The following is a 26,986-nucleotide window of genomic DNA, read 5'->3' as shown; positions in this document are numbered from 1 at the left end:
CCGTGTTTGGGCATGGTCGCCGCCCATGGGCATAGATTCGTCCGATCTCTTCGGTTCGCTGTTTGAAGCGCCCGCGGTCACAAGCGTGGTGCCGGTCCTGGTGCCGCTGCCGGTGCCGGGCGCCTACAGCTATGCCGTGCCGGACGGCATGCATGTGGAGCCGGGTTCGGTCGTGCAGGTGCCGGTCGGGCCGCGGCAGCTGATCGGCGTGGTCTGGGACGGTGAGAACGACGACAAGCTCGACCCCAAGAAGCTAAGGCCGATCACTCTCGTCTTCGATTGTCCGCCGCTTTCCAAGGAAATGCGTGATTTCGTCGATTGGGTTGCAAGCTATACGCTCTCTCCGCCCGGCCTCGTGGCGCGGATGGCGATCCGGGCGCCGGCGGCGCTCGACCCCGAGCCGATGGTGGAGGGGCTGCGCTACCTCGGCGGCCAGCCCGAACGGATCACTCCGGCGCGGGCCCGCGTGCTCGAACTGTTCCACGAAGAAAGCGTTCCGTGGACTCGCAGCGGCCTTGCGCATGCGGCGGGCGTCTCGCTGAGCGTCGTCGACGGACTGACCGGGCAGGGCATATTCGAGACGATCTTCCTGCCGCCGCCGCCAGTCGTCGCCACACCCGACCCGGACTATGTGGCACCGCGCATCGAAGGGCCGCAGAAAGAAGCGGCGGAGGAGATCGTCAGCTCCATTCGTTCGGGCGGCTTTTCCACTTCCCTCATCGACGGCGTAACGGGTTCGGGCAAGACGGAGGTTTATTTCGAGGCGATTGCCGAAACCTTGAGGCGCGGCAAGCAGGTGCTGATCCTGCTGCCGGAAATCGCGCTGACCTCAAGCTTCCTAGAGCGTTTCGAAGATCGGTTCGGTGCCAAGCCCGGCGAATGGCACTCCGATCTTGCGCCACGTATGCGCGAAAAGGTCTGGCGTGGCGTGGTGACCGGCGAGGTGCGGGTGGTGGCAGGTGCGCGTTCGGCGCTCTTCCTGCCTTTCGAGGAGCTTGGCCTCATCATCGTCGACGAAGAGCACGACCCTGCCTACAAGCAGGAAGATCGGGTCTTCTACAATGCCCGAGACATGGCGGTGGTTCGTGCGCGGATCGGTGATTTCCCGATCGTGTTGGTGTCGGCGACGCCTTCGGTGGAAAGCCAGGTAAATGGCCTCTCCGGTCGGTACACGACCGTGCATCTTCCCACCCGGTTCGGCGATGCGGCGATGCCGGACCTACATCTCGTCGACATGCGGCGCCATCCTCCGGAGCGCGGCGGCTTTCTTTCGCCGGTGCTGATCCGGGCAATCGCCAAGACGATCGAGAAGGGCGAGCAGTCGCTGCTCTTTCTCAATCGCCGCGGTTATGCTCCGCTGACGCTCTGCCGCGTCTGCGGCCATCGGTTCCAGTGCCCGCAATGTTCGAGCTGGCTGGTGGAACACCGCTTCAAGAGCCAGATTCAGTGCCATCAGTGTGGGTATTCCGAGCCGACCCCCGAAGCCTGCCCCGAATGCGGCACGCTCGACCATCTCGTCGCCTGCGGTCCGGGTGTCGAGCGCATCGCCGAGGAGGTCGAAAAGCATTTTCCGGATGCGCGTACGATTGTGATGTCGTCGGACCTGCTCGGCGGCGTCAAACGCATGCGGCTGGAGCTCGAAGCGATCGCCAAGGGCGAGGCTGACATCGTCATCGGCACGCAGCTCGTCGCCAAGGGGCATAATTTCCCGTTGATGACGCTGGTGGGGATCGTCGATTCGGATCTCGGCCTGTCCAACGGTGATCCGCGCGCCGCGGAACGCACCTTCCAACTCCTCTCCCAGGTAACCGGCCGCGCCGGGCGAACGGGTCGGAAGAGCCATGGCCTCCTGCAGACGTTCCAGCCGCAGCATCCGGTGATGCAGGCGATCGTTTCCGGCGATGCCGGGGCCTTTTACGAACGCGAGATCGCCGAACGGGAAAAGGCGATCTTGCCGCCGTTCGGCCGGCTCGCTTCCCTCATCGTTTCCGCCGACAACCGGGCGGACGCCGAAACCCATGCCCGCGGCTTGCGGGCGGCTGCACCGAAGGTAACGGGGATATCCGTGCTCGGGCCTGCGGAAGCGCCGCTTGCGCTGGTGCGGGGCCGGCATCGGTTCCGCCTGCTCGTTCACGGCCGGCGCAACTCCGACATGCAGGCGTTTCTCAAGGCAATGCTGACGAATGGCCCGAAGCAACGAGGCTCGGTGCAGATCCAGCTCGATATCGATCCGCAAAGTTTTCTTTAGTCGCCCTTTTTGTGACTTGTTTACCGCTTGCGCTAGAATCGACCGAATCGAACATAGCGAGGATTGAATGGAACTTTATTTCCCAGCCGAGTTCGGCGAGCAGCTGGCTTTTGCCGGCGCCGCAGCCACAGCGGTTCTTGGTCTTCTTCTCTTGCTTTTTCCCGGTCCGGTTTTGCGGCTCAACGCCTTTCAGATCGGTGAGGTGCGGCCGGAAGGTTATGCAGCCGTACGGGCGTCTGGCGCCCATCATCTCGGCCTCGGTCTTACGGCCATCATGCTCGCCCAGGACTGGATCTACATGACGCTGGGCATAGCACTGGCATTCGCCGCTGCCGGACGTGTCGTTTCAGGTGTTTTCGACCGGGCCTTCACCCCCAGAAACATAGCAATTTCCCTACTTCAGGTTGTGCTTTCGACAGGGCCGCTCGCCTATGTCTTCGGCTATATTTGACGCTCGAAACCAGGACTTCAAAAGAAAAGCTCTGAAAATCCTTCCTCTTCTCGTACAAATTACAGGCCAAGCCCTTGCGTCGTGGGCTTTTTCCTCTATCAGGCGTGTTGCGAGTCCCTACATCCTATGCTAGACGGACCGCGAAAGTCGGAAAGGGTAGAGCGCCAGCTCTGCAGGTTCTGAGAAATAATCAAACGATTTCAAGGTCTTGCTGCACCTCTCCCACAGGGTCTGGCGCTTGGATGGCAATACAGGGAAACTGTGCCCGTGGCTGACACGTCCCAGCTTATTTCCGGTGTAGCGGAGCGTTACGCTTCCTCGCTTTTCGAACTGGCTCTCGAGTCCGGTTCGGTCGACAAGGTCGGTGCCGATCTTGATCGTTTTCAGGCGTTGCTGGATGAGAGCGAAGACCTGCGACGTCTGGTCGCAAGCCCGGTCTTTTCCGCCGACGAGCAGCGCAGCGCCGTCTCCGCCATTGCGGACAGAGCGGGCATCACCGGGCTCGTTGGCAATTTCCTGAAGGTCGTTGCCGGCAATCGCCGCCTCTTCGTCTTGCCTGGCATGGTCCGGGCCTACCGCGAGATCGCTGCCGCTCATCGCGGCGAGGTTACTGCCGAGGTCACCTCGGCCCATGCGCTTTCCGCAGCGCAGGAAACTGAACTCAAGTCGGCGCTGAAGGGCGTCACCGGCAAGGACGTCACAATCGCCGTCACGATCGACCCGTCGATCCTCGGCGGACTTATCGTCAAGGTCGGTTCGCGTCAGATCGACACGTCCCTTCGCACCAAACTTTCCACCCTTAAGCTTGCACTGAAAGAGGTTGGCTGATGGATATCCGCGCCGCGGAAATTTCCGCAATTCTGAAAGACCAGATCAAGAATTTCGGCCAGGAGGCTGAAGTTTCCGAAGTTGGACAGGTTCTGTCCGTCGGCGACGGCATTGCCCGCGTCTACGGCCTCGACAATGTCCAGGCTGGCGAAATGGTCGAATTCCCGGGCGGCATCCGTGGTATGGCGCTGAACCTCGAAGCCGACAATGTCGGCGTGGTTATCTTCGGTTCCGACCGCGAGATCAAGGAAGGCGACATCGTCAAGCGGACCGGTGCCATCGTTGACGTTCCGGTTGGTCCGGAGCTGCTCGGCCGCGTCGTCGACGCGCTCGGCAACCCGATCGACGGCAAGGGCCCGATCAACGCGACCCGCCGTTCGCGCGTCGACGTCAAGGCTCCCGGCATCATTCCGCGCAAGTCGGTTCATGAGCCGATGTCGACCGGCCTCAAGGCCATCGACGCGCTCATCCCGGTTGGCCGCGGCCAGCGCGAGCTCGTCATCGGCGACCGCCAGACCGGCAAGACCGCCATCATTCTCGATACGATCCTGAACCAGAAGGCCATTCACGACAGCGGCCCGGACTCTGAAAAGCTGTTCTGCGTCTACGTCGCTATCGGCCAGAAGCGTTCGACCGTCGCTCAGTTCGTCAAGGTGCTCGAAGAGCGCGGCGCCCTGCAGTACTCGATCATCGTTGCCGCTACTGCTTCCGACCCGGCTCCGATGCAGTATCTCGCACCGTTCGCCGGCTGCGCCATGGGCGAATTCTTCCGCGACAACGGCCAGCACGCTCTGATCGCTTACGACGACCTTTCCAAGCAGGCCGTCGCCTACCGTCAGATGTCGCTGCTGCTGCGCCGCCCGCCGGGCCGCGAAGCCTATCCGGGCGACGTTTTCTACCTGCACTCCCGTCTCCTGGAGCGCGCTGCAAAGCTCAACGACGACCGCGGCGCCGGCTCGCTGACCGCCTTGCCGGTCATCGAAACCCAGGGCAACGACGTTTCGGCGTTCATTCCGACCAACGTGATCTCGATCACCGACGGCCAGATCTTCCTCGAAACCGACCTGTTCTACCAGGGTATCCGCCCGGCCGTTAACGTCGGTCTGTCGGTTTCCCGCGTCGGCTCCGCCGCGCAGGTGAAGGCGATGAAGCAGGTTGCCGGCTCGATCAAGGGCGAACTCGCTCAGTATCGCGAAATGGCTGCGTTCGCGCAGTTCGGCTCCGACCTCGACGCATCGACCCAGCGCCTCTTGAACCGTGGTGCGCGCCTGACCGAACTCCTGAAGCAGCCGCAGTTCTCGCCGCTGAAGACGGAAGAACAGGTTGCGGTGATCTTCGCAGGCGTCAACGGCTATCTCGACAAGGTCGCTGTTGCCGACGTCGGCAAGTTCGAACAGGGCCTGTTGTCCTACCTGCGCTCCGAAGGCAAGGCGATCCTCGATACGATCCGTGCCGAGAAACAGCTTTCGGACGACACCCGCGCGAAGCTCAAGGCTGCTCTCGACAGCTACTCCAAGTCTTTCGCCTGAGAGCGGATCAAGCCAAGCTAACCCCCAGGGGACCGATAACGGATGCCTTCACTTAAGGATCTGAAAAACCGGATCGCCTCCGTCAAGGCGACGCAGAAGATCACCAAGGCGATGAAGATGGTCGCCGCGGCGAAGCTGCGCCGTGCGCAGGAGGCGGCCGAGGCCGCCCGTCCTTACGCGGAGCGGATGAACAAGGTATTGGCCGGCCTTTCGGCTGCCAATGCCGGCAATGCCGAAGCGCCGTTGCTGCTTTCGGGCACGGGCAAGGATCAGGTTCATCTCCTGATCGTCGCGACCGGCGAGCGCGGTCTGGCGGGGGGCTTCAACTCCTCGATCATCCGTCTCGCCCGCGATCACGCGCAAAAGCTTCTCGCCCAGGGCAAGACGGTCAAGATTCTGACCGTCGGCCGCAAGGGCAACGAAGTCCTGCGCCGCAGTTTCAAGGAAAACATCGTCCACTACGTCACCTTCCGCGAAGTCAAGCAGCTTGGTTTCGTGCAGGCGGACGAGGTGGCGCACAAGGTTCTTGAGCTGTTCAACGCCGGTGAATTCGACGTTGCGACACTGTTCTTCGCGCGCTTCCAGTCGGTGATCTCGCAGGTTGCGACCGCGCAGCAGATCATTCCGGCAAAGTTCGGGGGCGACGTGTCCGCGGAGCCGACGACTGCGTCGTCGGCGCTCTACGAATACGAGCCGAGCGAACAGGAAATTCTGGAAGACTTGCTGCCAAGGAACGTCGCGGTGCAGATCTTCCGGGCGCTGCTCGAAAACAACGCTTCCTTCTATGGCGCGCAGATGTCCGCGATGGACAACGCCACGCGCAATGCCGGTGACATGATCAACAAGCTGACGCTCTCCTACAACCGTCAGCGTCAGGCACAGATCACCAAGGAACTCATCGAAATCATTTCGGGCGCGGAAGCGCTCTGAGGTAAAGAAAGAGGGTAAGAATCATGGCTACCGCAACGGGCACGTCCCTCGGCAAGGTGACCCAGGTTATCGGCGCTGTCGTTGACGTCGCTTTCGACGGCGAACTGCCGGCGATCCTGAACGCGCTTGAAACCGACAACAACGGCAACCGCCTCGTTCTCGAAGTCGCGCAGCACCTCGGCGAAAGCGCCGTCCGGACGATCGCGATGGACTCGACCGAAGGTCTGGTTCGTGGTCAGCAGGTCACGGATACCGGCGCTCCGATCACCGTTCCGGTCGGTCCGGAAACGCTCGGCCGCATCATGAACGTCATCGGCGAGCCGGTTGACGAAGCCGGTCCGCTCACCACCTCCGGCAAGCGCGCCATCCACCAGGAAGCACCGGCCTATGTCGAGCAGTCGACCGAAGGCCAGATCCTGGTCACCGGCATCAAGGTCGTCGACCTTCTCGCGCCTTACGCAAAGGGCGGCAAGATCGGTCTCTTCGGCGGTGCAGGCGTCGGCAAGACCGTTCTCATCATGGAACTCATCAACAACGTCGCGAAGGCGCACGGCGGCTACTCCGTGTTCGCAGGCGTCGGTGAGCGTACCCGCGAAGGCAACGACCTTTACCACGAAATGATCGAATCGGGCGTCAACAAGCACGGCGGCGGCGAAGGCTCCAAGGCCGCGCTCGTTTACGGCCAGATGAACGAACCGCCGGGCGCCCGCGCTCGCGTCGCTCTGACCGGTCTGACGATCGCTGAAGACTTCCGCGACAAGGGCCAGGACGTTCTGTTCTTCGTCGACAACATATTCCGCTTCACCCAGGCAGGCTCGGAAGTGTCGGCTCTGCTCGGCCGTATTCCGTCGGCCGTTGGCTATCAGCCGACGCTCGCCACCGACATGGGTCAGATGCAGGAGCGCATCACCACCACGACCAAGGGCTCGATCACCTCGGTTCAGGCCATCTACGTTCCGGCCGACGACTTGACCGACCCGGCACCGGCAACCTCGTTCGCCCACCTGGACGCAACGACCGTTCTGTCGCGTTCGATCGCCGAAAAGGGCATCTACCCGGCCGTCGACCCGCTCGACTCCACCTCGCGCATGCTCGACCCGCTGGTCGTCGGCGAAGAGCACTATGAAATCGCCCGTAAGGTACAGACGACGCTGCAGCGCTACAAGTCGCTGCAGGACATCATCGCCATCCTGGGCATGGACGAACTGTCGGAAGAAGACAAGCTGACGGTTGCCCGCGCCCGCAAGATCGAGCGCTTCCTGTCGCAGCCCTTCTTCGTCGCCGAAGTCTTCACCGGTTCGCCGGGCAAGCTCGTTGCGCTGGAAGACACGATCAAGGGCTTCAAGGGCCTGGTCAACGGCGAATACGATCACCTGCCGGAAGCTGCATTCTACATGGTCGGCTCGATCGAAGAAGCGATCGAAAAGGCCAAGAAGCTGGCTGAAGCCGCTTGATCCTGAACAAGATGGCGCGCAGGGCTTGAGGCTCGCGCGCCGTCCCCGCATGAAACACGCTAGGGCATCTTCGGCAAAGCCGCCTTCGATGCTCTAACCTTTTATTTTCCGCAATTCCGGACGCAAAACCGCTACGCACTTTTGCTGGAATTGCTTTGAGGAAGTGGACCGTTATGGCCGACGCTTTCAATTTTGAACTGGTTTCGCCCGAGCGGCTGCTCGTCTCCGAAAAGGTCACGGAAGTGGTGATCCCGGCGACGCTTGGTGAAATGACGGTGCTTGTCAATCACGCGCCGACGATGACGACCATCAAGCCTGGCGTCGTTACCGTGAAGCTCGCTTCCGGTCAGGTCAACAAATACGTCGTGTTCGGCGGCTTCGCCGATATCCTGCCGACGAGCTGCACGCTGCTTGCAGAATCTGCCGTTCCAGCAAGCGAAGTGACACGCGACACGCTGCAGAAGCGGATCGAGACCATACAGGCCGAAATCAACAAGGCGCAGAGCGACGAGCACAAGACCAAGCTGGAACAGTTCCTGGCCGAACTCACGCATCTGAACGGCATTGTCGTTCCGGCCTGACGACGGGTTCGACGGAAGAGATCAAGGCGGCTCGAAAGGGCCGCCTTTCTTTTTTTGCTGATTTACGTGCTATTCCGGGGGAGCGGGATAGAATTCGGCGCGGTCCAGTTGCCGCCCATCCGTCAGGATCTCGTAGCGGAGCCCGTCTGGATCATAAACCAATTGCGCGGTGCCTCCGAAATCACTCGGCAGGACCCGTTCGATCAGGAGCGTTCCAAAACCTTTCCGAGCGGGTGCAGTGACCGGAGGTCCGCCGCTTTCGATCCAGGTAAAACGGAAGCGGCGCTCATCGGAATTGCCAAACAGGCCCCACTTGATATGCACCGTTCCGGTGGCGTGGCGAAGGGCGCCGTATTTGATGGAGTTGGTGACGAGTTCATTGACGCCGAGAGCCAGGGATATAGCCTGTTTTTCCGAAAGCCGCAGCGGAGGGCCTTCGATCACGAACTGCTCCGCGGCAGCGTCGTGAGGCGAAAGAGCACCGGCGATGATGTCCCCTATGGCCGCATCGATGCGACCTTTGCCGGCTAGAACGTCGTGCGTGTTCGCAAGGGAGGTAAGCCGCTGCAGAAGGGCCTCCTTGATCCCGTCGGCCAACGGGGTGTTGCGGAGGGTCTGGTTGGCGATGGAAGTCACTATCGCCAGAGTGTTCTTGATCCGGTGGCGGAGTTCTGCATTGATGAGCCGAGCCTGCTGTTCCGCCTCCACCTTCGAGGTGGTCTCGATTACCGTATCCAGCATGCCGGCGATACGGCCCTGATCATCCCGAAGCGGGCTATAGCAAAAGGTGAAATACGCTTGTTCTGGGTAACCGAAGCGTTCGATCTCCAGCGGAAAGTCCTCGATGAATGTCGCTTCGCCCTTATAGGCGCGTGCAGCGGTCTCGCCGATCTCGTCCCAGGCTTCCTTCCAGACCTCGGAAAACGGACGTCCCATGGCTTCCGGCTTGTTGCCAAGGATGGGCTTGAAGGCATCGTTATAGATGGTGGTGAGATCCGGTCCCCAGACGATTGCTGCCGGAAAGCGTGAATTGAGGATCGTCGAAACGGCTGTCCGGAGCGCCACCGGCCAGCTTTCGGAGGGGCCGAGCGAGGTTGCCGACCAGTCAATCTCCCGAATGACCCGGCCGACCTCACCGCCGCCTTGAAGAAAGTAAAGAGGGTCGAAATCGGGCACCATCGATCCCTGTCACACCGGCCTTTCGCATCTCCATAAACGTTGGACGCTGATGCTGTTTGACAAGACCCTGCTCCAAATATTCGTAACAGCGGATAGGGAGGGGCGACCCAGTTTGGGGGCAAACCTCCAATGGGCGGCTGCTATCGCCATAAGAAGCAACGGCGCAGCTTGTCGTCGCGACGACTAAAGGTTAGCCCTTTCGGTGGAGGAATCTGATGATCGACAAGCTGGAATTCTTTATTGCTCTGGCGCGGGAAAGCCATTTCGGCCGCGCTGCCGAAGAGTGCGGCATTTCCCAGCCGTCGCTTTCGGCGGCGATCCGGCAGCTGGAGGAGCAGCTGGGCGTGCAGCTCGTCGTGCGAGGCTCCCGCTTTCAGGGGCTGACGCCGGAGGGGCAGCGGGTGTTGGAATGGGCCAAGCGCATCGTTGGCGATGCACGCACCATGCGCGAGGAGATGAAGGCCGCGCGGAAAGGCCTTGCCGGCCACATCCGGCTCGCGGCAATTCCAACGGCGCTGGCGATGATCCCGCGGCTGACCGAACCCTTTCAGGCGAAACACCCGGACGTCACCTTTTCGGTGGTTTCACGAAATTCGCTGCAGGTGCTTTCCCAACTCGACAATTTCGAGATCGATGCAGGCATAACCTATCTCGACAACGAACCGCTAGGTCGGGTCACCAGCGTGCCTCTCTATGCCGAACGATACAATCTGGTTACGGCGGAAGGTACGCCATTTGCGGACCGGGAAAACGTGACGTGGAAGGAGATGGCCGATCTTAGGCTCTGCCTATTGACGCCGGACATGCAGAACCGCCGGATCATCAACCAGCACCTTGCGGAAGCAGGCATCATCGTAAAGCCGATGCTGGAGTCAAACTCGATGGTCGTTCTTCTGTCGCATGTCGGAACCGGCCGATGGGCGAGCATCATGCCCCGCAATGTCGCGCGCTCGTTCGGATTTACCAAGCAGATCCGGACAATCCCGATCGTCGAACCGGAGGCCAGCCATATCGTCGGCCTGGTGGCCACTCATCGCGAGCCTTTTACTCCGCTGGTTTCCGCCCTGCTGCACGAAGCCCGCAGCCTGGCTCCGAGCGCCATGGCTTGATAGTTTTTTTCTATCGCGTAACCGATCTCCTTTATTGACGGTTGAGAGCCGGGTTGCAAGACTCCGTTGCAGTAGGCGGAGTGCGGCTTTTGGTACTTCGCCAGCGTTTTGATCTGCGGTGCGAATGAGGCACGCGCAGATCAGCCGGGAGGTTCGACGATATGAATATGCGTATATCCGCCGGTGAGTTCACCGAGCGGTCGCTTCAGATCATCAGAGATCTGAAGCATCTCGAAGGGCCTATGTTGCCGATCCTGCATGCGATCCAGGCCGAGTTCGGCTATGTGCCGGACGAGGTCAAGCCGATCATCGCGGGCGAGCTCAACTTGTCACGCGCCGAGGTGCATGGCGTCGTCACCTTCTATCATGAATTTCGCGACCATCCGGCTGGCCGGCATGTGCTGAAGCTCTGTCGCGCCGAAGCCTGCCAGTCGATGGGCAGCGACCGCATTGCAGATCGCGCCCGGCAGCTTCTCGGCATCGACTTTCACCAGACGACGCTGGACGGTGCGGTGACGCTGGAAGCGGTCTACTGTCTCGGCCTCTGCGCCTGCGCGCCGGCCGCCATGCTGGACGGTGAGGTCTACGGCCGGGTGGACGAACACTGTCTGTCCGAGATCGTCGCGGAGGTGCGCCGATGACCGTAACGATATTCGTGCCGCGCGATGCCGCTGCGCTCGCGCTCGGAGCCGAAAAGGTGGCGAAGGCGATTACCCAGGAGATCGCAGCCCGCGGCCTCGATGCCAAGGTGGTGCGCAACGGCTCGCGCGGCATGTTCTGGCTGGAACCGCTGGTCGAGGTGCGGACCGATCAAGGCCGCATCGCCTATGGTCCGGTCAAGGCGGATGATGTGGCAGGTCTCTTTGACGCCGGCTTTCTGACAGGCGGCGGTCATGCTCTCTGTCTCGGGCTGACGAAGGAAATACCCTTCCTTCGTCAGCAGACGAGGCTGACCTTTTCCCGCTGCGGTGTAACCGATCCGCTCTCGCTTGAGGATTACCGCCACTATCAGGGGCTCAAGGGCCTGGAGAAGGCGATCGCCATGGCGCAAGCCGAGATCGTCCGGGAAGTCACCGACAGCGGCTTGCGCGGCCGCGGCGGTGCCGGGTTCCCGACCGGCATCAAGTGGAAAACGGTGATGGAGGCGGCAGGCCCGCAGAAATACATCGTCTGCAATGCGGACGAAGGCGACAGCGCCACGTTTGCCGACCGGATGATCATGGAAGGTGACCCCTTCGTGCTGATCGAAGGCATGACGATTGCCGGCATCGCGACGGGCGCCACCAAAGGTTATGTCTACATCCGCTCGGAATATCCGCATGCCATCGCGACGATGACCGAGGCCGTGGAGATCGCACGGACAGCCGGCATTCTGGGGGCGTCTGTTCTGGGATCGGCTCATGCCTTCGATATCGAGATCCGTTCCGGCGCCGGTGCCTATGTCTGCGGCGAAGAAACCTCGCTCCTGAATTCGCTGGAAGGCAAGCGCGGTATCGTGCGGGCCAAGCCGCCGCTGCCGGCACTGCAAGGTTTTCTCGGCCGGCCGACCGTGGTCAACAACGTCATTTCGCTCGCCTCCGTGCCTGTGATCATGGACCGCGGCGCCGCCTTCTATCGCGATTTCGGCATGGGCCGCTCGCGCGGCACGATTCCGATCCAGATCGCCGGGAATGTGAAATATGGCGGCCTCTATGAGACGGCTTTCGGACTTTCCCTCGGTGAGATCGTCGATCATATCGGCGGTGGCACGGCGAGCGGCCGGCCGGTCAAGGCGGTTCAGGTGGGGGGCCCGCTCGGCGCCTATTTCCCTCGTGCGCTGTTCGACACCCCCTTCGACTACGAAGCCTTTGCGGCGAGGGACGGACTGATCGGCCATGCCGGAATCACCGTCTTCGACGATAGTGCCGACATGCTGAAGCAGGCGCGGTTTGCCATGGAGTTCTGCGCCATCGAGAGCTGCGGCAAGTGCACGCCCTGCCGCATCGGCTCGACGCGCGGGGTGGAGACGGCCGACAAGATCGCCCAAGGCATCGAGCCCGAGAAGAACAAGGCGCTGCTGGCGGATCTCTGCAACACGATGAAGTTCGGCTCGCTCTGCGCGCTTGGTGGTTTCACGCCCTATCCCGTCATGAGTGCGATGAACCATTTCCCGGAGGATTTTTCGCCGGCACCGATGGTGGAGGCGGCGGAATGAGGAGCGGTCTGCACAGCAGACGAAAAGCCAATGATTTGGCTTTTCGAGCGACGGATGCCCGGAGCAATAGCGAAGGGCCGGACGCTCCTATCTTTGCGTCGGCGCAAGTCGCCCCCCTCTGGCCTGCCGGCCATCTCCCCCACGGGTGGGGAGATCGGCTGGAGGCGCGCTCGCCGCTTTCCATTGTACGTCTCATCCTCCGCTTCGGCTCTTCTGAAGCGACGGCCATGCCGCTTGTGATCTCCCCACCTGTGGGGGAGATGGCCGGCAGGCCAGAGGGGGGCAATCTTGCTCCGACATCTATTCTTTCAAGCAAGGAGACACATAATGTCCCTCGTTCATGAAATCGACTACGGCACGCCGGCGTCCCAATCCGAAGCGCAGGTGACGCTCACCATCGATGGTCGCGCCATCACCGTGCCGGAAGGCACGTCCATCATGCGTGCTTCGATGGAAGCGGGCATCAAGGTGCCGAAGCTCTGCGCCACCGATATGGTCGATGCATTCGGCTCCTGTCGCCTTTGCCTCGTGGAGATCGAAGGCCGCAACGGAACTCCGTCATCCTGTACCACACCGGTCATGCCGGGCATGGTCGTCCACACACAGACGGGCCGGCTGAAGGACATTCGCCGCGGCGTGATGGAGCTCTACATCTCCGACCACCCGCTCGACTGTCTCACCTGCGCCGCCAACGGCGACTGCGAACTGCAGGACATGGCTGGCGCGGTGGGGCTTCGCGACGTGCGCTACGGCTATGAGGGCGACAACCACGTCCATAGGCACGTCAAGGCGCGCAACGATGGCGAGATCAACGCCAAATGGATGCCGAAGGACGAGTCGAACCCCTATTTCACCTATGACCCCTCGAAATGCATCGTCTGCTCGCGCTGTGTCCGCGCCTGCGAAGAAGTGCAGGGGACGTTTGCGCTGACGATCGAGGGCCGCGGCTTCGGCTCCCGCGTCTCGCCCGGCATGCACGAGCATTTTCTCGAATCCGAATGCGTTTCCTGCGGCGCCTGCGTGCAGGCCTGCCCGACGGCGACGCTTACGGAGAAATCTGTCATCGCCATCGGCCAGCCGGAACATTCGGAAGTCACCACCTGCGCCTATTGCGGCGTCGGCTGCTCCTTCAAGGCGGAGATGCGCGGCGAGGAACTCGTCCGCATGGTGCCGTGGAAAGACGGCCAGGCGAACCGCGGCCATTCCTGCGTCAAGGGCCGTTTCGCCTATGGGTATGCGACGCACAAGGACCGCATCCTCAACCCGATGGTCCGCGAAAAGATCTCCGATCCGTGGCGGGAGGTGACCTGGGAAGAGGCTTTCGCGCATGTGGCCTCCGAGTTCCGCCGCATCCAGTACCAATATGGCCGCGACTCGATCGGCGGCATCACCTCGTCGCGCTGCACCAATGAAGAAACCTTCCTGGTGCAGAAGCTGATCCGCGCCGGTTTCGGCAACAACAATGTCGATACCTGCGCCCGCGTCTGCCATTCGCCGACCGGTTATGGCCTCGGCCAGGCCTTCGGAACCTCCGCCGGCACGCAGAATTTCGATTCCGTCGAGCATTCGGACGTCGTGGTCGTCATCGGCGCCAACCCGACCGACGGGCATCCCGTCTTCGGCTCGCGGCTCAAGAAGCGGCTCCGCCAGGGCGCCAAGCTGATCGTCATCGATCCGCGCCGCATCGATCTCGTGCGCACGCCGCATGTGGAGGCCGCCTATCACCTGCCGCTGCAGCCGGGCACCAATGTCGCCGTTCTGACGGCGCTGGCGCATGTCATCGTCACGGAAGGACTGTTCGACGAGAAGTTCATCCGCGAACGCTGCGACTGGTCGGAATTCGAAGATTGGGCGGCTTTCGTATCCGAAGCGCAGCACAGCCCCGAGGCGGTCGAAAAATTCACCGGCGTGCCGGCAGATCTCGTCCGCGGCGCGGCAAGGCTCTACGCCAAGGGCGGCAACGGGGCGATCTATTACGGTCTCGGCGTTACCGAGCACAGCCAGGGGTCGACCACCGTCATCGCGATCGCCAACCTTGCCATGGTGACCGGCAATATCGGCCGCCCGGGCGTCGGCGTGAACCCGCTGCGCGGCCAGAACAACGTGCAGGGCTCCTGCGACATGGGCTCCTTCCCGCACGAGCTGCCCGGCTATCGCCATATCTCGGACGATGCGACCCGCGACATCTTCGAAAAGCTCTGGGGCGTAACGCTCAGCAACGAGCCGGGCCTGCGCATCCCGAACATGCTGGATGCTGCCGTCGAAGGCACGTTCAAGGGCATCTACATCCAGGGCGAGGATATCCTGCAGTCCGATCCGGATACCAAGCATGTCTCGGCCGGCCTCGCCGCCATGGAATGCGTCGTGGTCCACGATCTCTTCCTCAACGAAACCGCCAACTACGCGCATGTCTTCCTGCCGGGCTCGACCTTCCTCGAAAAGGACGGCACCTTCACCAATGCCGAACGCCGCATCAACCGCGTCCGCAAGGTGATGAGCCCGAAGAACGGTTATGCGGACTGGGAGGTCACCCAGAAGCTCGCCCAGGCCATGGGGCTCAACTGGAACTACGTCCATCCGTCTGAGATCATGGACGAGATCGCGGCAACGACTCCGAGCTTTGCATTGGTTTCCTACGACTATCTCGACAAGATGGGGTCGGTTCAGTGGCCCTGCAACGAGAAGTTCCCGGAAGGCTCGCCGATCATGCACGTCAACGGCTTCGTGCGCGGCAAGGGCAAGTTCATCCGCACGGAATATGTGGCGACCGACGAGCGTACCGGCCCGCGTTTCCCGCTGCTGCTGACCACCGGCCGCATCCTTTCCCAGTATAATGTCGGCGCCCAGACCCGGCGCACGGAAAACGTCACTTGGCATGCGGAGGACCGGCTGGAAATCCATCCGCATGATGCCGAACAGCGCGGCATCAAGGAAGGTGACTGGATCAAGCTCGCCAGCCGTTCGGGCGATACGACGCTCAGGGCATTGATTACCGATCGTGTGGCGCCGGGGGTTGTCTACACCACCTTCCATCATCCCGATACGCAGGCGAATGTCATCACCACCGACTTCTCCGACTGGGCGACCAATTGCCCGGAATACAAGGTGACGGCGGTACAGGTGTCGCCCTCCAACGGGCCGACCGAGTGGCAGAGCGATTATGAGGAACTGTCGCGGCGGTCGCGTCGCATTGCAGGGAAGTTGGAGGCTGCTGAGTGACGGGAATGGCGGACGTCCTCCGCGTCACCCCCCTCTGCCTGCCGGCATCTCCCCCACAAGGGGGGAGATCGGCAGGACGCGCCGTCGGCATTCTTCAGCATTGGAAACAAGGTTGCTCACTCGATTATGTCGATAGTGGGTGGGATATTGCCACATCCGATCTCCCCCCTTGTGGGGGAGATGCCCGGCAGGGCAGAGGGGGGTATTCCTGCCCCGGCGTCCAATGACCTCCTTCAAAACCACCGCCGCCGCCCCCGAAATCATCCGTCGCAACGGCGTGACGCGCGCCGGCTCGCGGGTGGTGCCGGAAGAGGTGGCGATAGCCTTTTCCTATGGCGGCTCTACGCACGCCGTGATGATGGGCACGCCGGCCGATCTCGAGGATTTCGCGGTCGGCTTCAGTCTGACGGAAGGCATCATCTCCTCGATGGCCGAGATCGAGAGCATAACCGTCGTTGAAGAGGGTGCCGGTCTCGATGTCCAGGTGACGCTGATCGAGGATAAGGAAGACGCGCTGCGCGCCCGCCGGCGGCACATGGCAGGGCCGGTCGGCTGCGGGTTGTGCGGCATCGAATCGATCGAGCAGGCCATGCGTCCGGTACCGGATGTTTCCGCAGTGGTGATGGCCTTGAGCCCCAAAGAGATAAGCGAGGCAGTCGCTGCACTCAACAATGCCCAGCCGCTGCATCTTGAAACCCATGCCGTGCATGGTGCCGGCTTTTTCCTGCCGGGACGGGGGCTCATCGCCGTCCGCGAGGATGTCGGGCGCCATAACGCGCTGGACAAACTGGCCGGCGCCGTGGTCCGCCGCGGCGTCAAAGGCTCGGGTGGCGTCGTGGTGGTCACCAGCCGGATTTCCGTCGAGATGGTTCAGAAGGCGGCGATCCTCGGAAGTGCCGTTCTTGTCGCCATCTCAGCCCCGACGGCACTCGCCATACGGACAGCGGAAGAGGCGGGCATGACCTTGATCGCCCTGACGCGCGGCGAGGATTTCGAAATTTTTACGCGCACTGATCGCATTACCACCGGAGTCGCAGCCGATGTCGCATGAAAAAAGCCCCGAACAGCTGGTGCTCGACAAGCTGATCCGGATGGCCAATCAAATCGCTACCTTCTTTCTGTCGCAGCCGGAGAATGTGCGCGCCGAAGGAGTTGCAACCCACATCAACAAGTTCTGGGAACCACGGATGCGCCGGCAGCTCTTCGAGCATCTCGACAGGGGCGGCGAGGGGCTGCTGCCGCTCGTCATCCAGGCCTCGGTGCTGATCCGCAGACCGGAGGCAAAGGTGGGTTCTGGTGTGGGTGTCGGAGAGGACGCGAGCCAGGGCGCGCCGGGAGGGAAGGGACCGTCGGCAGGGGAATCGCTGTCCGAGCCGAGTATCCCGGAAAATTTGGCATGAATTTATTCGTCCGGCGGGAAGGACCGGGCGCGTAGATGATCTTCAGTCGTCATATTCAAGAGGAGGATATTGTTAATGGCATTTGCGGGAACAACGAACGAGGACCTGACAGGCAATGTCGGGCTCCTCGATAAGGAACGTATTGTCGCCAGACCCGGATTCAACCGGTGGCTTGTGCCGCCAGCAGCCTTGGCGATTCATTTGTGCATCGGCATGGCCTATGGCTTCAGCGTTTTCTGGCTGCCGCTCTCGAAAGCCCTGCCAGGGGCTACCGATCCATCTTGTAGCAGCTTGAATCTGCTTTCCGCTCTCGTAACAACGACATGTAACTGGCGTGTTGCCGACCTCGGCTGGATCTACACGCTGTTTTTCGTGTTGCTCGGCTGCTCCGCTGCGATCTGGGGCGGCTGGCTGGAGCGTGTCGGACCACGCAAGGCCGGCTTCGTATCCGCCTGCTGCTGGTGCGGCGGCATACTGGTGGCCGCGCTCGGCGTATTGACCCATCAGTTGTGGCTGATGTGGATCGGCGCCGGCGTCATCGGCGGCGTCGGTCTGGGTCTCGGCTATATTTCGCCGGTCTCCACGCTCATCAAGTGGTTCCCCGACCGCCGCGGCATGGCGACCGGCATGGCCATCATGGGCTTTGGCGGTGGTGCGATGATCGGCGCCCCGCTCGCCAATCTGCTGATGAACTATTTCAAGACCGACACTTCGATCGGCGTCTGGCAGACATTCATCGTCATGGCGGTCATCTATTTCGGCTTCATGATGGGCGGTGCTTTCGGTTACCGCATTCCGCCGGCCGGATGGCGTCCGGAAGGGTGGACGCCGCCTGCGTCGAAAAGCACGATGATCACCCACAAACACGTGCATCTGCGCAACGCGCACAAGACGCCGCAGTTCTGGCTGATCTGGGCGGTGCTTTGCTTGAACGTATCGGCAGGCATCGGCGTGATCGGCATGGCCTCGCCAATGTTGCAGGAGATTTTTGCCGGTTCGCTGATTGGTTTGCCGGATCTCTCATTCTCGCAGCTCGATGCCGCCCAGAAGGCACAGATCGCCACGATTGCGGCGGGCTTTGCCGGCCTGCTTTCGCTCTTCAATATCGGTGGGCGCTTCTTCTGGGCGTCGCTTTCCGACAGGATCGGGCGAAAGAACACCTATTATACGTTCTTTGTCCTGGGTATCGTCCTCTATGCGCTGGCTCCGACGCTTGCCGACATGGGCAGCAAGGCCCTCTTCGTGCTGGCCTTCGGCGTCATCCTCTCGATGTATGGCGGCGGCTTTGCCACCATCCCGGCTTACCTCGCGGATATTTTCGGCACGCAGTTCGTCGGTGCCATCCACGGGCGTCTTCTGACAGCCTGGGCGACGGCTGGCATTGTTGGTCCGGTTGTCGTCAACTATATCCGCGAAGCGCAGATCGCTGCGGGCGTAGCGCCCGGACCAGCACTCTACACCGGCACCATGTACATCCTCGCCGGCATGCTGGCACTGGGTCTCGTCGCAAATGCCCTTGTGCGCCCGCTTTCGGACAAATGGTTCATGTCGGACGAGGAGGTAGCCTCGCTGCAGGCAAAGTCGGTGGCTGCGAGCATCGGCCCGAGCGGATCCTTCGGCATCGGCAAGGGCGGTCTGGATGGCAAGGCCGCGCTTGCCTGGGCGGTTGTCGGGATCCCGCTTCTCTGGGGCGTTTGGGTCACGCTGAAGAGCACCTTCGCGCTGTTGGGTTGACGCCCGACATAGCGGATGGGTGGAAACCCTCTGAAATGATAAAGGCCATCCAGAGCGATCTGGGTGGCCTTTATCATTGATAGAGACTTTGCGAGCCTGTTAAGCGGCCAGCTCGTCGGCTTCGGTGCCCTTGAACATCTTGGAGAGGTTCAGGAAGCAGATCATGCCATTTTCGTTGGCGATGATGCCTTCGGAGAAGGACTTGTCGAAGGAAGCGGAAATCTCCGGCACAGGCTGAACCTGACTGGAAGGAATGGTGAGGATGTCGGAGACCCGATCGACCAGCATTCCGATGACCATGCTGTGAACTTCGGCCACGACGATCGCGCTGCGCTCGTTGGCGACAGTGCTCTTCATGCCAAGCTTGTAGGCGAGGTCGATGATCGGGATCACGGAACCGCGCAGGTTCATGACGCCGATAACGTCCGGCGGTGCATGTGGGATCGGCGTGGACGGCGCCCAGCCGCGGATTTCGCGGATGGTGGTGGTCTTTACGCAAAATTCCTGATCGTGGAGTCTGAAGGCGATGATTTCGAGCGTCTCGCCGCCGTAGCTCGTGGAGTTAATCGTGGTTGCCATCAGAATTCTTCCCAACTGTCCGTTGCCTGGGCGGAAGCGGCTGCGCCGGATGTGGCGCGTGCGACCGTAGCCATGAGTTTGCGTGCCGGCGATGCGATGGGCCGTGCATCGGGTCGCGCTTGAACAATCTTATGCGAAGAATATTGCCCAAATCTAAATCGCGCGAGCAGATTGCGCAGAGTTTCGGCTTCACGGGCCAAGCTGTGGCTGGCCGCCGTGGTTTCTTCGACCATGGCTGCGTTCTGCTGCGTATTCTGGTCCATGGAATTGACGGAGTTGCTGATGTCCTTGAGGCCCGTCGACTGTTCGCGGGAAGCCTCGACAATCGCGAGGACGTTGCCGTTGATCTCCTCGACCTGCGATATGATCTGCTCGAGCGCCTTTCCGGTTTCTCCGACGAGCGTCACCCCGTGCTTCACGTGTTCCGACGATTTGGAAATGAGTGCCTTGATCTCCTTTGCCGCCTTGGCGGAACGCTGGGCGAGTTCACGTACTTCCTGGGCAACAACTGCGAAACCCTTGCCCGCTTCGCCGGCCCGCGCCGCCTCGACGCCGGCGTTCAGGGCAAGGAGATTGGTCTGGAAGGCGATGTCGTCGATGACGCTGATGATATTCGAGATCTCGTGCGAGGAATTCTCGATCTGATCCATCGCATTGACGGCGTTGCGAACCACCGCGCCTGAATGCTCGGCATTCTTCTTGGCGTAGTCGACCAGAGAGCCTGCCTCTTCAGCACGTTTGGCGCTGTCGGTGACCGCGCGGCTGATTTCTTCCAGTGCCGCAGCAGTCTCCTCGACCGCAGCTGCCTGCTGTTCCGTCCGTTTGGCGAGACTGTCGGAGGCCTGGCGGATTTCCCCGGAACCGCCCGCAATGCCTTCGGCGTTCTCTCCGACGGTCCGCATGGCCTCGGCAAGTCTGGCGACCGCCTGGTTGAAATCTGTCCGGATCTGTTCGAGCGTCGGGATGAAGGGCTTTTCGATCTGCGTCGTGAGGTCGCCATTGGAGAGGGCGGTCAGACCGACTGCCAGCTCGTCGACGGCCCGTACGCGTTCGGTGATGTCGGTCGCAAACTTTACGACCTTGAAGACCCGGCCGTCGGCATCGAAGATCGGGTTATAAGATGCCTGGATCCAGACGACCTTGCCACCCCGGCCTATGCGCTTGAATTCCTGGGCGACGGCCTCGCCGCCTGCCAATTTCCGCCAGAACTCTCGGTAATCCGGGCTGTCGCGGAATGCCGGTTCACAGAACATGCCGTGATGCTTGCCGGTAATTTCGGCAAGCTGGTATCCGAGGCAGGTGAGGAAGTTCTCGTTCGCGGTAATGATGTCGCCGGTCGGCGTGAATTCGATCACGGCCTGAGTGCGGGAAATTGCGCTGATCTTGCCTTCATCTTCGGCGGCCTTCGCCTTCGCGGCGGTAATGTCGGTCGCGATCTTGACGACCTTATAGGGCTTTCCGCCGGACAGGACCGGGTTGTAGGACGCCTGGATCCAGATCTCGCGGCCGCCTTTGCCGAAGCGCTTGTAGGCGGCTGCATCATATTTGCCGCTTCCGAGGCGCGTCCAGAAATCCTTGTAGGCCTGTGACGCGACATAGGTAGGATCGCAAAACATGCTGTGATGCTTGCCGACGATCTCTGACAGCTTGTAGCCCAGCGCGCTGCAGAAGTTCTCGTTCGCCGTCAGGATATTCCCCGTCAGGTCGAACTCGATAATGGCCTGCGATCGGCTCAGTGCCGCAAGAACTGCTTTTGCGTCCGCACTCGGGAGCGAAAAGATGGACATAGCTTCTCCGCCTGCTCTGGATAAAGAGAAATGCTTCGGCTGAAATGGCTTTGCCCGTCTCGTGGTGATCCAACAGGAAGCTTATGCTCAGCCTTCCTGCAAAATTTAGCCTTCAAAGCTTAATGTATGGTCAATAAATTGGGTTCGCCCAAGTACGGAATAATACGTAGGCAAAATTTATTTGCTGAACCGGAATTTTACTTGTCTGTCGTCATCTATAGATTCTAATTTACATGACTATTATCAATTTTCTTCTCAGATTGTCATATGCGCGCCGATTAGCCGGAGCGTGTGGGACGATCCAGGACCCGCCGGCCGAAAAGGCTTGCCGTCAGTTCCACCATGATGCGTGCGCTCTTGCCGCGATCATCCAGGAACGGGTTGAGTTCGACCAGGTCCAGCGATGCGACGAGCCCCGTATCATGCAGCATTTCCATGATCAGGTGTGCCTCGCGGAAGGTGGCGCCGCCGGGCACGGTCGTCCCCACACCGGGTGCAATGTCCGGATCGAGGAAATCGACGTCGAGACTGACATGCAAAAGGCCATTGGCGGCGCTGACGGTGTCGATGACCTGTCGCATGATCGCGGCAATGCCATGTTCGTCTATCGCGCGCATGTCGAAAACATTGACGCCATGCTGGGCGATGAGCTTCCGCTCTATATCGTCGACGGAGCGGATCCCGACCTGGAAAACCTTGCGCGGGTCCACCAGCGGCCGGTTTCGATCAAGGATGGGCGCGAATTCCGCCTGGCCTGTAAAGAAGGCGACAGGCATGCCGTGAATATTGCCAGAGGGAGAGGTTTCCGGCGAATTGAAATCCGCGTGTGCGTCGAGCCAGAGGACGAACAGCGGCCGACCGACCTCGGCTGCATAACGCGCCATGCCCGATACGCTTCCCATCGACAGGCTGTGATCCCCACCCATGATCAGAGGAATGAAGCCGGCCATGGCCTTGTCATAGGTGCGGCCTTCCAGTGCCTGGGTGAAAGCGCCGACGACGGGAAGGTTCTTGGCGTCCTGCCGTTCGCCAAGGGCAACCGCCGGTTCCGGTCTCAGGTCGCCGCTGTCTTCGACGCGGAAACCGAGGCCTTCCAAGGCTTTTACGATGCCGGCCAGCCGGAAGGCGGCCGGGCCCATGGCGCAGCCGCCGCGGCCGGAGCCTTCTTCCAGCGGAACGCCAATCAAAGTGATGTCTTTGGAGATCATGCTTTTCTCCCGAAGCAGGCTTGAAGTGGTGAATGAGGTCAGTATTCGTGCTCGTAGAAGATGCCGGCTTTGCCGCCTTCGGTGCCAGCGCCAGCCTTCAGCTTCACGCCCCGGCCGATATCGAGGTTGATCGTGGCCTGGGCCCCGCCCGATCCGCCTTGTTCGATCTGCACATAGGTCCGGTTGTTGATGTAACGGCCGACGGAAACAGTGGTCTGACCCGTCTCGTCGGTATTGATGTCCAGGTCGTCAACCCCGAGGTTGCTGCGCAGAGTGTCGAGGAGGGACGTGGATCCGCCGCCGGCAAGCTGCGTGACGGCATCGGCCAGCTGGGCGATCTGCAACGGTGAAAGCCGCGACATGGATTGTCCGAAGATCAGCCGGGCCAGCACTTCGTCCTGTGGGAGGGCCGGGGCGGACGAGAAGGTGATGGTCGGGTCGTTCGCCACGCCGGTGACCTTTACCGTGATCGTCGTCTGGGAGGACGTCGTGTTTGCCTCCATGTTGAGAACCGGAATCAAACCCCCGCCGAATGTGATGTCACCGTCGGTGAAATCGAGCCGCTTGGCCAGGATGACGATCCGGCCGCGACGCATCTCGAAGCCGCCGGACACGATGGGCGCTATGGCGGTGCCCGTGACGGTGAGGTCACCGCCAAGCTCTGCGTCGATCCCCCTGCCACGGACGAATATGCCATTCGGCGCGCTGATCTGGAGGTTCAATTGGATCGGATTCGAACTGCCTGTCGCATCCTTCGGACGCAGTTTCTCCATTTGTCTCAGAACGTCCGGCGGGGCATTGCGGTGACGGATATCGACTTCGGCAAGCGAGGTGGGCAGTTTGGCGGGTACTGTGATCGACGCCTTGGTCAAAGTAACCTTGCCTCCGAGAACAGGGCCGGACGTGAGGGGGCCGGTGACGGTCAGGGTGCCGTCTGCTGTTGCCGCAAACAATGTCCCATCGGCATAGGTCGCCTGCGCCAGGGTAATTCTCAAATCGGCTGGAAAGCCGGAACCGGGTGCGATACCGACAGAACCCTCCGCCGATATCGTTCCTCCTCCCGAGAGCTTGCCGGACAGGCGCGAGATATTGGCTTTGGTGCCGTCAAACGAGACATTGGCGGCAAGGTCGGTGATGGCAAGATTATGTTGCACATCGACGAACCGCGCCCCGGACGCGGTCGCCGTGCCGGTGATCTTCGGGGCTGCCGCGGTGCCGCCAACCGCCACATCGACGTTGCCGGTGCCCTCAAGCACGAAACCCTGGGCGGCGAGCTGTCCGGAAAGGATGGAGAAAGGCAGCCGCCCGTTGAACTTGAGGTTCAGCGGCTTTTCGCCGGACAGCGAAACGGAGCCGCCTCCCGAAAGCGATATGCCGCCTCCGCCGGAAAGACGGGTATCCAGCGTCACGGTGCCCTTTTCGAATGTGCCCGAGGCGGTGACGTCAACTGACGCCAAGCCAGCCGAGGCGGTCTGGCTTACGCCGGCCCTGGCCCAGCGGAGGTCGTAGCGGACGGCCGGAGCCTCGGGCGTACCGGTTGCCGTGACGGTGCCGGAAATCGTTCCGCGGGCGCCGAGGCCGGGCGCAAAGGCGTTGAAGAGTTCCGCAGGTACGGCGTTGGCTCGAGCATTTATATCGAGGGCAGGGACGCCATTTTGAAGAAGGACACGGCCGGTGGCGGAGAGATCGAGGCCGCCGGAGCCGGTCAGGCGGGTCGCGTCTAGCGTGACTGTCCCGTTAGCGAAGCTTCCACTGGCTGCCACGCGAAATGGACTGATGCCAGCGTCGCGCGTCTGGCGAAGCTGTGCATCACTCCATTCCAAATCATAACGGATGGCCGGGGCCGACGTGGATCCGGTCGCGTTGATGGTGCCGGAAATCACTCCCGCAGCATTGATCGTCGGTACGAACGTATTCAGCAGGCTTGCGGGCAGAGCCTTGATGTTGGCCGTCAGGTCCAGCACGGAACCGGCACTGCCGTTGACAGTAACGCTGCCGCTGCCGGTCGCGAGGGTCAATGCGGCGAGGTTTGCACTTCCGTTTGCGATTGCGATGCGGGTCGGCTGCTCGAGCCGGATCGGGATATTGCGCGGAGCGGCCGTGAAGCTCTCGATGCCGACCGAGATGTCCTTCCCGGTCTGGATATCTCCAACGGCAGCGAGTGGCGCATTGTCGTATCGGGCGGCGAGATTGAAGCTCGTCTTGTTGTCGCCGTGGCGGACATCGAGATTGATGTCGTCCACGCCGACTGAACCGGCGCCAAGGCGGGTGGCTCGAACAGTACCTTCCGCGGCGATCGCCTTGATGTCCGGGATGGCCAGATCGATATTCGGCTGAGAAATCTGGAGCGAGCCGCGACGAAGCCCGCTGCCGGATGCCCGGATCACGGCGCCGGCGCGATTGTCCGTATTGCTGAAGAGAATGGTGCCACGAAGATCGCCCTGAGCCTGCTGGGCGGCGAGTGCGGCAAGCAGCGCAATATCCGGGAAATCGAACGTGAGCTTGCCTTCCGGCAGGAAGCCTTGCGAGAAGTTCAAGGCGCCCGTGAGCTTGTTTGGCCCTACCTCAGCATTGATGGCCTGCGCGCTCGTACGTCCCTCCGCCGAAGCGATGTCGGCGTTGACCCGGATCGGCTGGCTGTCGAGCGAACCGGTAGCCGTCAGCTTCCCCTTCGGCGCGTTGGGGTCGACGGTGCCGTCGAAGATAAAACTCATGTCCTGAAGCTTGCGGCCGACAAGGCGCGCTTCCGCGGAGTTGACGATGGCCTTCACGGCCATGGCACTCAGCGGGCCATTGGCGGCAATGTCGAAACCTGCAGCACCTTCGGCCTCCGGCAGCCAGCGCCGCAGGTCCGGCACACGGCCGGCAAGCCGGCCGGAGATCTTCCGGTTTTCCAGCAGCATGTTGCCATGCGCCTCGACCGCATTCGATCGCATCACGAAGTTTTCAAGGCTCACGCGGCCGCCGCTGACGACATTGACATAACCTTCGGCGGACAGCTTTCCTTCGAATTTGGACACCAGGGACGGCGGCAAGACCGCCGGATTGGCGAAAATGCGGAAGTTGCCGGTCACGGCCTGCTTGGAGGTGTCGTAGGCACCGGAAAGCGTACCGTTGACGTTGGCGCTGTCGAAGGTCGCGGCATCAAGACCGATCGCCGGCGGAGCAAGGCGCAAGGGAGCATCGAGCGTCAGGGGCCCGCGAACGACGCGATCCAGATCGTCGCTCGTAAAGTCCGTGCGCGCAACCGTCAGGCGGCTGCGGACGCTGCCCGAGCGTCCGACAAGGTCGAGATCTTCACTTTCGGCCTGCAGGCGGATCTGCCCGAAGCGACCCTGCGGCAATTCCGCAGCGCTCAAGGCCGCCGTCGCATTGAAGCGTGCGGAAGAGGCCGCGCCCGTCAGCGTGAAGTTTATGCTTTCGAAAGAGAACCGGCTTTCTTCACCGTTGATCGGCCACACAAAATCAGCAGGACCGTTCACGCCGACAAGGCTCGCGGTCAGGCTGTTGTCACCTGCCGGGTCCCAGGCGCCCTTGGCCGTCATCTTGACCGTTCCGGACGTCAGGTCGCCCCGCTCGATATCCACGCGGCCCGATGGGGCGTAGATGGCGGCAATATTGATGTCGGTTGTCCCGCCGAACAATTGGCGAAATGCAGGAGGCAAAAGGGTCGCAAGCTGACCACCGCCGGTGATTTCCATTCTGTGCCGGCCGTTTTCAACCAGCTTGTGCCTGCCATCGACCGCGATCACCGGTACCCCGGCGACACTACCCTGCAGCTTGCCGGCCCAATCGGAAAGGGGACCTTCGCCGTCCAGTGCCAGCTGCACAGCCGGCGCCCCCGGAAGACGCAGGAGACGGGCGAGCAAGCCGCCTTGCGGTTCCGTGACAGACGCCTTCAGCGTCAGGCGGTTTTCCGACGGTGCATAGACTACATCGGCAAAGGCCTTGGCATCCGGCTCATCCTTGCGGGTCGCCTGCAGATCAAGGGAGATATCCGGTCCGGTGGCGTCGATAGAGCCTTTGACCGAGAGGGAAAAATCCCGGCCCGAAAGCGCTTGCGAGAGATTGATGTCGGGCAAGTCGATCTGCGCAACCCGAACCCCTACCGGCAACGGCGAACGGGATGAACCAGAGGCCGGTTGGGTCACCGCCCTCGATGGCCTCGGCGGCCTGATCAGATTGACTGTTTCCGCGGAGACACGGTCGGCACGGAAAACGCCGGTGACCAGTGCCGTCGGCGACCAGTCGACGTTTATTCCGCCGATCTGAGCATAGGGGCCGGCATCATCCGAAAGCGTGATCGTATCGAGCCGCAAATTGCCCGTAAGCAGACCCTCCGGCCGGGAAAAAGTGATCTCCCGGTCAGGGGTGGAGACGATCGAGGAAATGCGGTCGGCTGCCACACGTCCGCCCATCGGGGTCAATGCAACAAACAGGACGACGCCCAAGGCCATGACGAACAGGATCGCGACCGCGCCAAGCGCAGCCTTCAAGATCCATTTCAACAGGCGAACCATCAGCGTCATGCCCGCAACTTCACCTTTCAAAGAGCC

At 61.6% G+C, this 26,986-nt stretch carries 19 protein-coding genes; 14 read left to right on the top strand and 5 right to left on the bottom strand.

The genetic code is table 11. The features are described from left to right. Positions 1-25: 25 nt before the first annotated feature. The 7 genes from C5L13_RS23055 (at position 26) to C5L13_RS23025 (ending at position 8,021) form a co-directional block, all read left to right on the top strand. Positions 26-2,248, top strand: a complete 2,223-nt coding sequence (locus tag C5L13_RS23055; RefSeq protein ID WP_105385607.1) for a primosomal protein N' — start codon at positions 26-28, stop codon at positions 2,246-2,248. A 67-nt stretch (positions 2,249-2,315) separates the two neighbouring features. Then, positions 2,316-2,699, top strand: a complete 384-nt coding sequence (locus C5L13_RS23050) for an AGROH133_08824 family phage infection protein (RefSeq protein WP_105385606.1) — start codon at positions 2,316-2,318, stop codon at positions 2,697-2,699. Positions 2,700-2,960: 261 nt separating this feature from the next. After that, positions 2,961-3,527, top strand: a complete 567-nt coding sequence (locus tag C5L13_RS23045) for a F0F1 ATP synthase subunit delta (RefSeq protein ID WP_105385605.1) — start codon at positions 2,961-2,963, stop codon at positions 3,525-3,527. Then, positions 3,527-5,056 (top strand): F0F1 ATP synthase subunit alpha, encoded by a 1,530-nt coding sequence (atpA, locus tag C5L13_RS23040; RefSeq protein WP_105385604.1) that lies wholly within the window; start codon positions 3,527-3,529, stop codon positions 5,054-5,056. The genes C5L13_RS23045 and atpA overlap by 1 nt, the downstream gene beginning before the upstream one ends. 42 nt (positions 5,057-5,098) lie before the next feature. Continuing rightward, complete coding sequence (locus C5L13_RS23035; protein ID WP_105385603.1) at positions 5,099-5,986, top strand: F0F1 ATP synthase subunit gamma; 888 nt, start codon at positions 5,099-5,101, stop codon at positions 5,984-5,986. A 23-nt stretch (positions 5,987-6,009) separates the two neighbouring features. Beyond that, positions 6,010-7,440: a F0F1 ATP synthase subunit beta gene (gene atpD, locus C5L13_RS23030; protein ID WP_105385602.1), complete on the top strand. Its 1,431-nt coding sequence runs from the start codon at positions 6,010-6,012 to the stop codon at positions 7,438-7,440. A gap of 173 nt (positions 7,441-7,613) precedes the next feature. Further along, complete coding sequence (locus C5L13_RS23025; protein ID WP_105385601.1) at positions 7,614-8,021, top strand: F0F1 ATP synthase subunit epsilon; 408 nt, start codon at positions 7,614-7,616, stop codon at positions 8,019-8,021. A gap of 69 nt (positions 8,022-8,090) precedes the next feature. Here C5L13_RS23025 and C5L13_RS23020 read toward each other — a convergent pair whose 3' ends face one another. Further along, positions 8,091-9,197 (bottom strand): sensor histidine kinase, encoded by a 1,107-nt coding sequence (locus C5L13_RS23020; RefSeq protein ID WP_245571438.1) that lies wholly within the window; start codon positions 9,195-9,197, stop codon positions 8,091-8,093. Between the two features lie 218 nt (positions 9,198-9,415). On the opposite strand from C5L13_RS23020, the gene C5L13_RS23015 reads away from it, so the two are divergent. The 7 genes from C5L13_RS23015 (at position 9,416) to C5L13_RS22975 (ending at position 18,856) form a co-directional block, all read left to right on the top strand. Further along, positions 9,416-10,309: a LysR family transcriptional regulator gene (locus C5L13_RS23015; protein WP_105385599.1), complete on the top strand. Its 894-nt coding sequence runs from the start codon at positions 9,416-9,418 to the stop codon at positions 10,307-10,309. A gap of 161 nt (positions 10,310-10,470) precedes the next feature. After that, positions 10,471-10,950: a formate dehydrogenase subunit gamma gene (locus tag C5L13_RS23010; protein ID WP_105385598.1), complete on the top strand. Its 480-nt coding sequence runs from the start codon at positions 10,471-10,473 to the stop codon at positions 10,948-10,950. Next, complete coding sequence (locus C5L13_RS23005; RefSeq protein ID WP_105385597.1) at positions 10,947-12,503, top strand: formate dehydrogenase beta subunit; 1,557 nt, start codon at positions 10,947-10,949, stop codon at positions 12,501-12,503. Before C5L13_RS23010 ends, C5L13_RS23005 begins: the two co-directional genes overlap by 4 nt. A gap of 327 nt (positions 12,504-12,830) precedes the next feature. Continuing rightward, complete coding sequence (gene fdhF / locus C5L13_RS22995; RefSeq protein ID WP_105385596.1) at positions 12,831-15,722, top strand: formate dehydrogenase subunit alpha; 2,892 nt, start codon at positions 12,831-12,833, stop codon at positions 15,720-15,722. A 223-nt stretch (positions 15,723-15,945) separates the two neighbouring features. Beyond that, positions 15,946-16,773, top strand: coding sequence for a formate dehydrogenase accessory sulfurtransferase FdhD (gene fdhD, locus C5L13_RS22985; protein WP_105385595.1), 828 nt, complete (start codon positions 15,946-15,948; stop codon positions 16,771-16,773). Continuing rightward, positions 16,763-17,122 (top strand): formate dehydrogenase subunit delta, encoded by a 360-nt coding sequence (locus tag C5L13_RS22980; RefSeq protein WP_105385594.1) that lies wholly within the window; start codon positions 16,763-16,765, stop codon positions 17,120-17,122. Before fdhD ends, C5L13_RS22980 begins: the two co-directional genes overlap by 11 nt. 75 nt (positions 17,123-17,197) lie before the next feature. Next, entirely contained in the window at positions 17,198-18,856 is a 1,659-nt protein-coding gene (locus C5L13_RS22975) for an OFA family MFS transporter (protein WP_105385593.1), read from the top strand. 99 nt (positions 18,857-18,955) lie between these two features. Here the strand turns inward: C5L13_RS22975 and C5L13_RS22970 are convergent, their stop codons facing one another. From C5L13_RS22970 to C5L13_RS22955, 4 genes are all read right to left on the bottom strand, one after another. Then, positions 18,956-19,435 (bottom strand): chemotaxis protein CheW, encoded by a 480-nt coding sequence (locus tag C5L13_RS22970; protein WP_105385592.1) that lies wholly within the window; start codon positions 19,433-19,435, stop codon positions 18,956-18,958. Then, on the bottom strand, positions 19,435-21,216 hold the full coding sequence (locus C5L13_RS22965) for a methyl-accepting chemotaxis protein (RefSeq protein ID WP_105385674.1): 1,782 nt from the start codon (positions 21,214-21,216) through the stop codon (positions 19,435-19,437). The genes C5L13_RS22970 and C5L13_RS22965 overlap by 1 nt, the downstream gene beginning before the upstream one ends. Positions 21,217-21,500: 284 nt before the next feature. After that, positions 21,501-22,430: an arginase gene (rocF, locus tag C5L13_RS22960; protein WP_105385591.1), complete on the bottom strand. Its 930-nt coding sequence runs from the start codon at positions 22,428-22,430 to the stop codon at positions 21,501-21,503. A gap of 38 nt (positions 22,431-22,468) precedes the next feature. After that, the gene (locus C5L13_RS22955) at positions 22,469-26,959 is read right to left on the bottom strand and encodes a translocation/assembly module TamB domain-containing protein (RefSeq protein ID WP_105385590.1); all 4,491 of its coding nucleotides are present in this window, start codon (positions 26,957-26,959) and stop codon (positions 22,469-22,471) included. Positions 26,960-26,986 lie beyond the last annotated feature (27 nt).

The sequence above is a fragment of the Neorhizobium alkalisoli genome (assembly GCF_002968635.1).
GTDB classification, from domain to species: Bacteria; Pseudomonadota; Alphaproteobacteria; order Rhizobiales; family Rhizobiaceae; genus Neorhizobium; species Neorhizobium alkalisoli.
The sequence above is the reverse complement of the archived record's forward strand: the minus strand, read 5'-3'. Positions and strand labels throughout refer to the sequence as shown.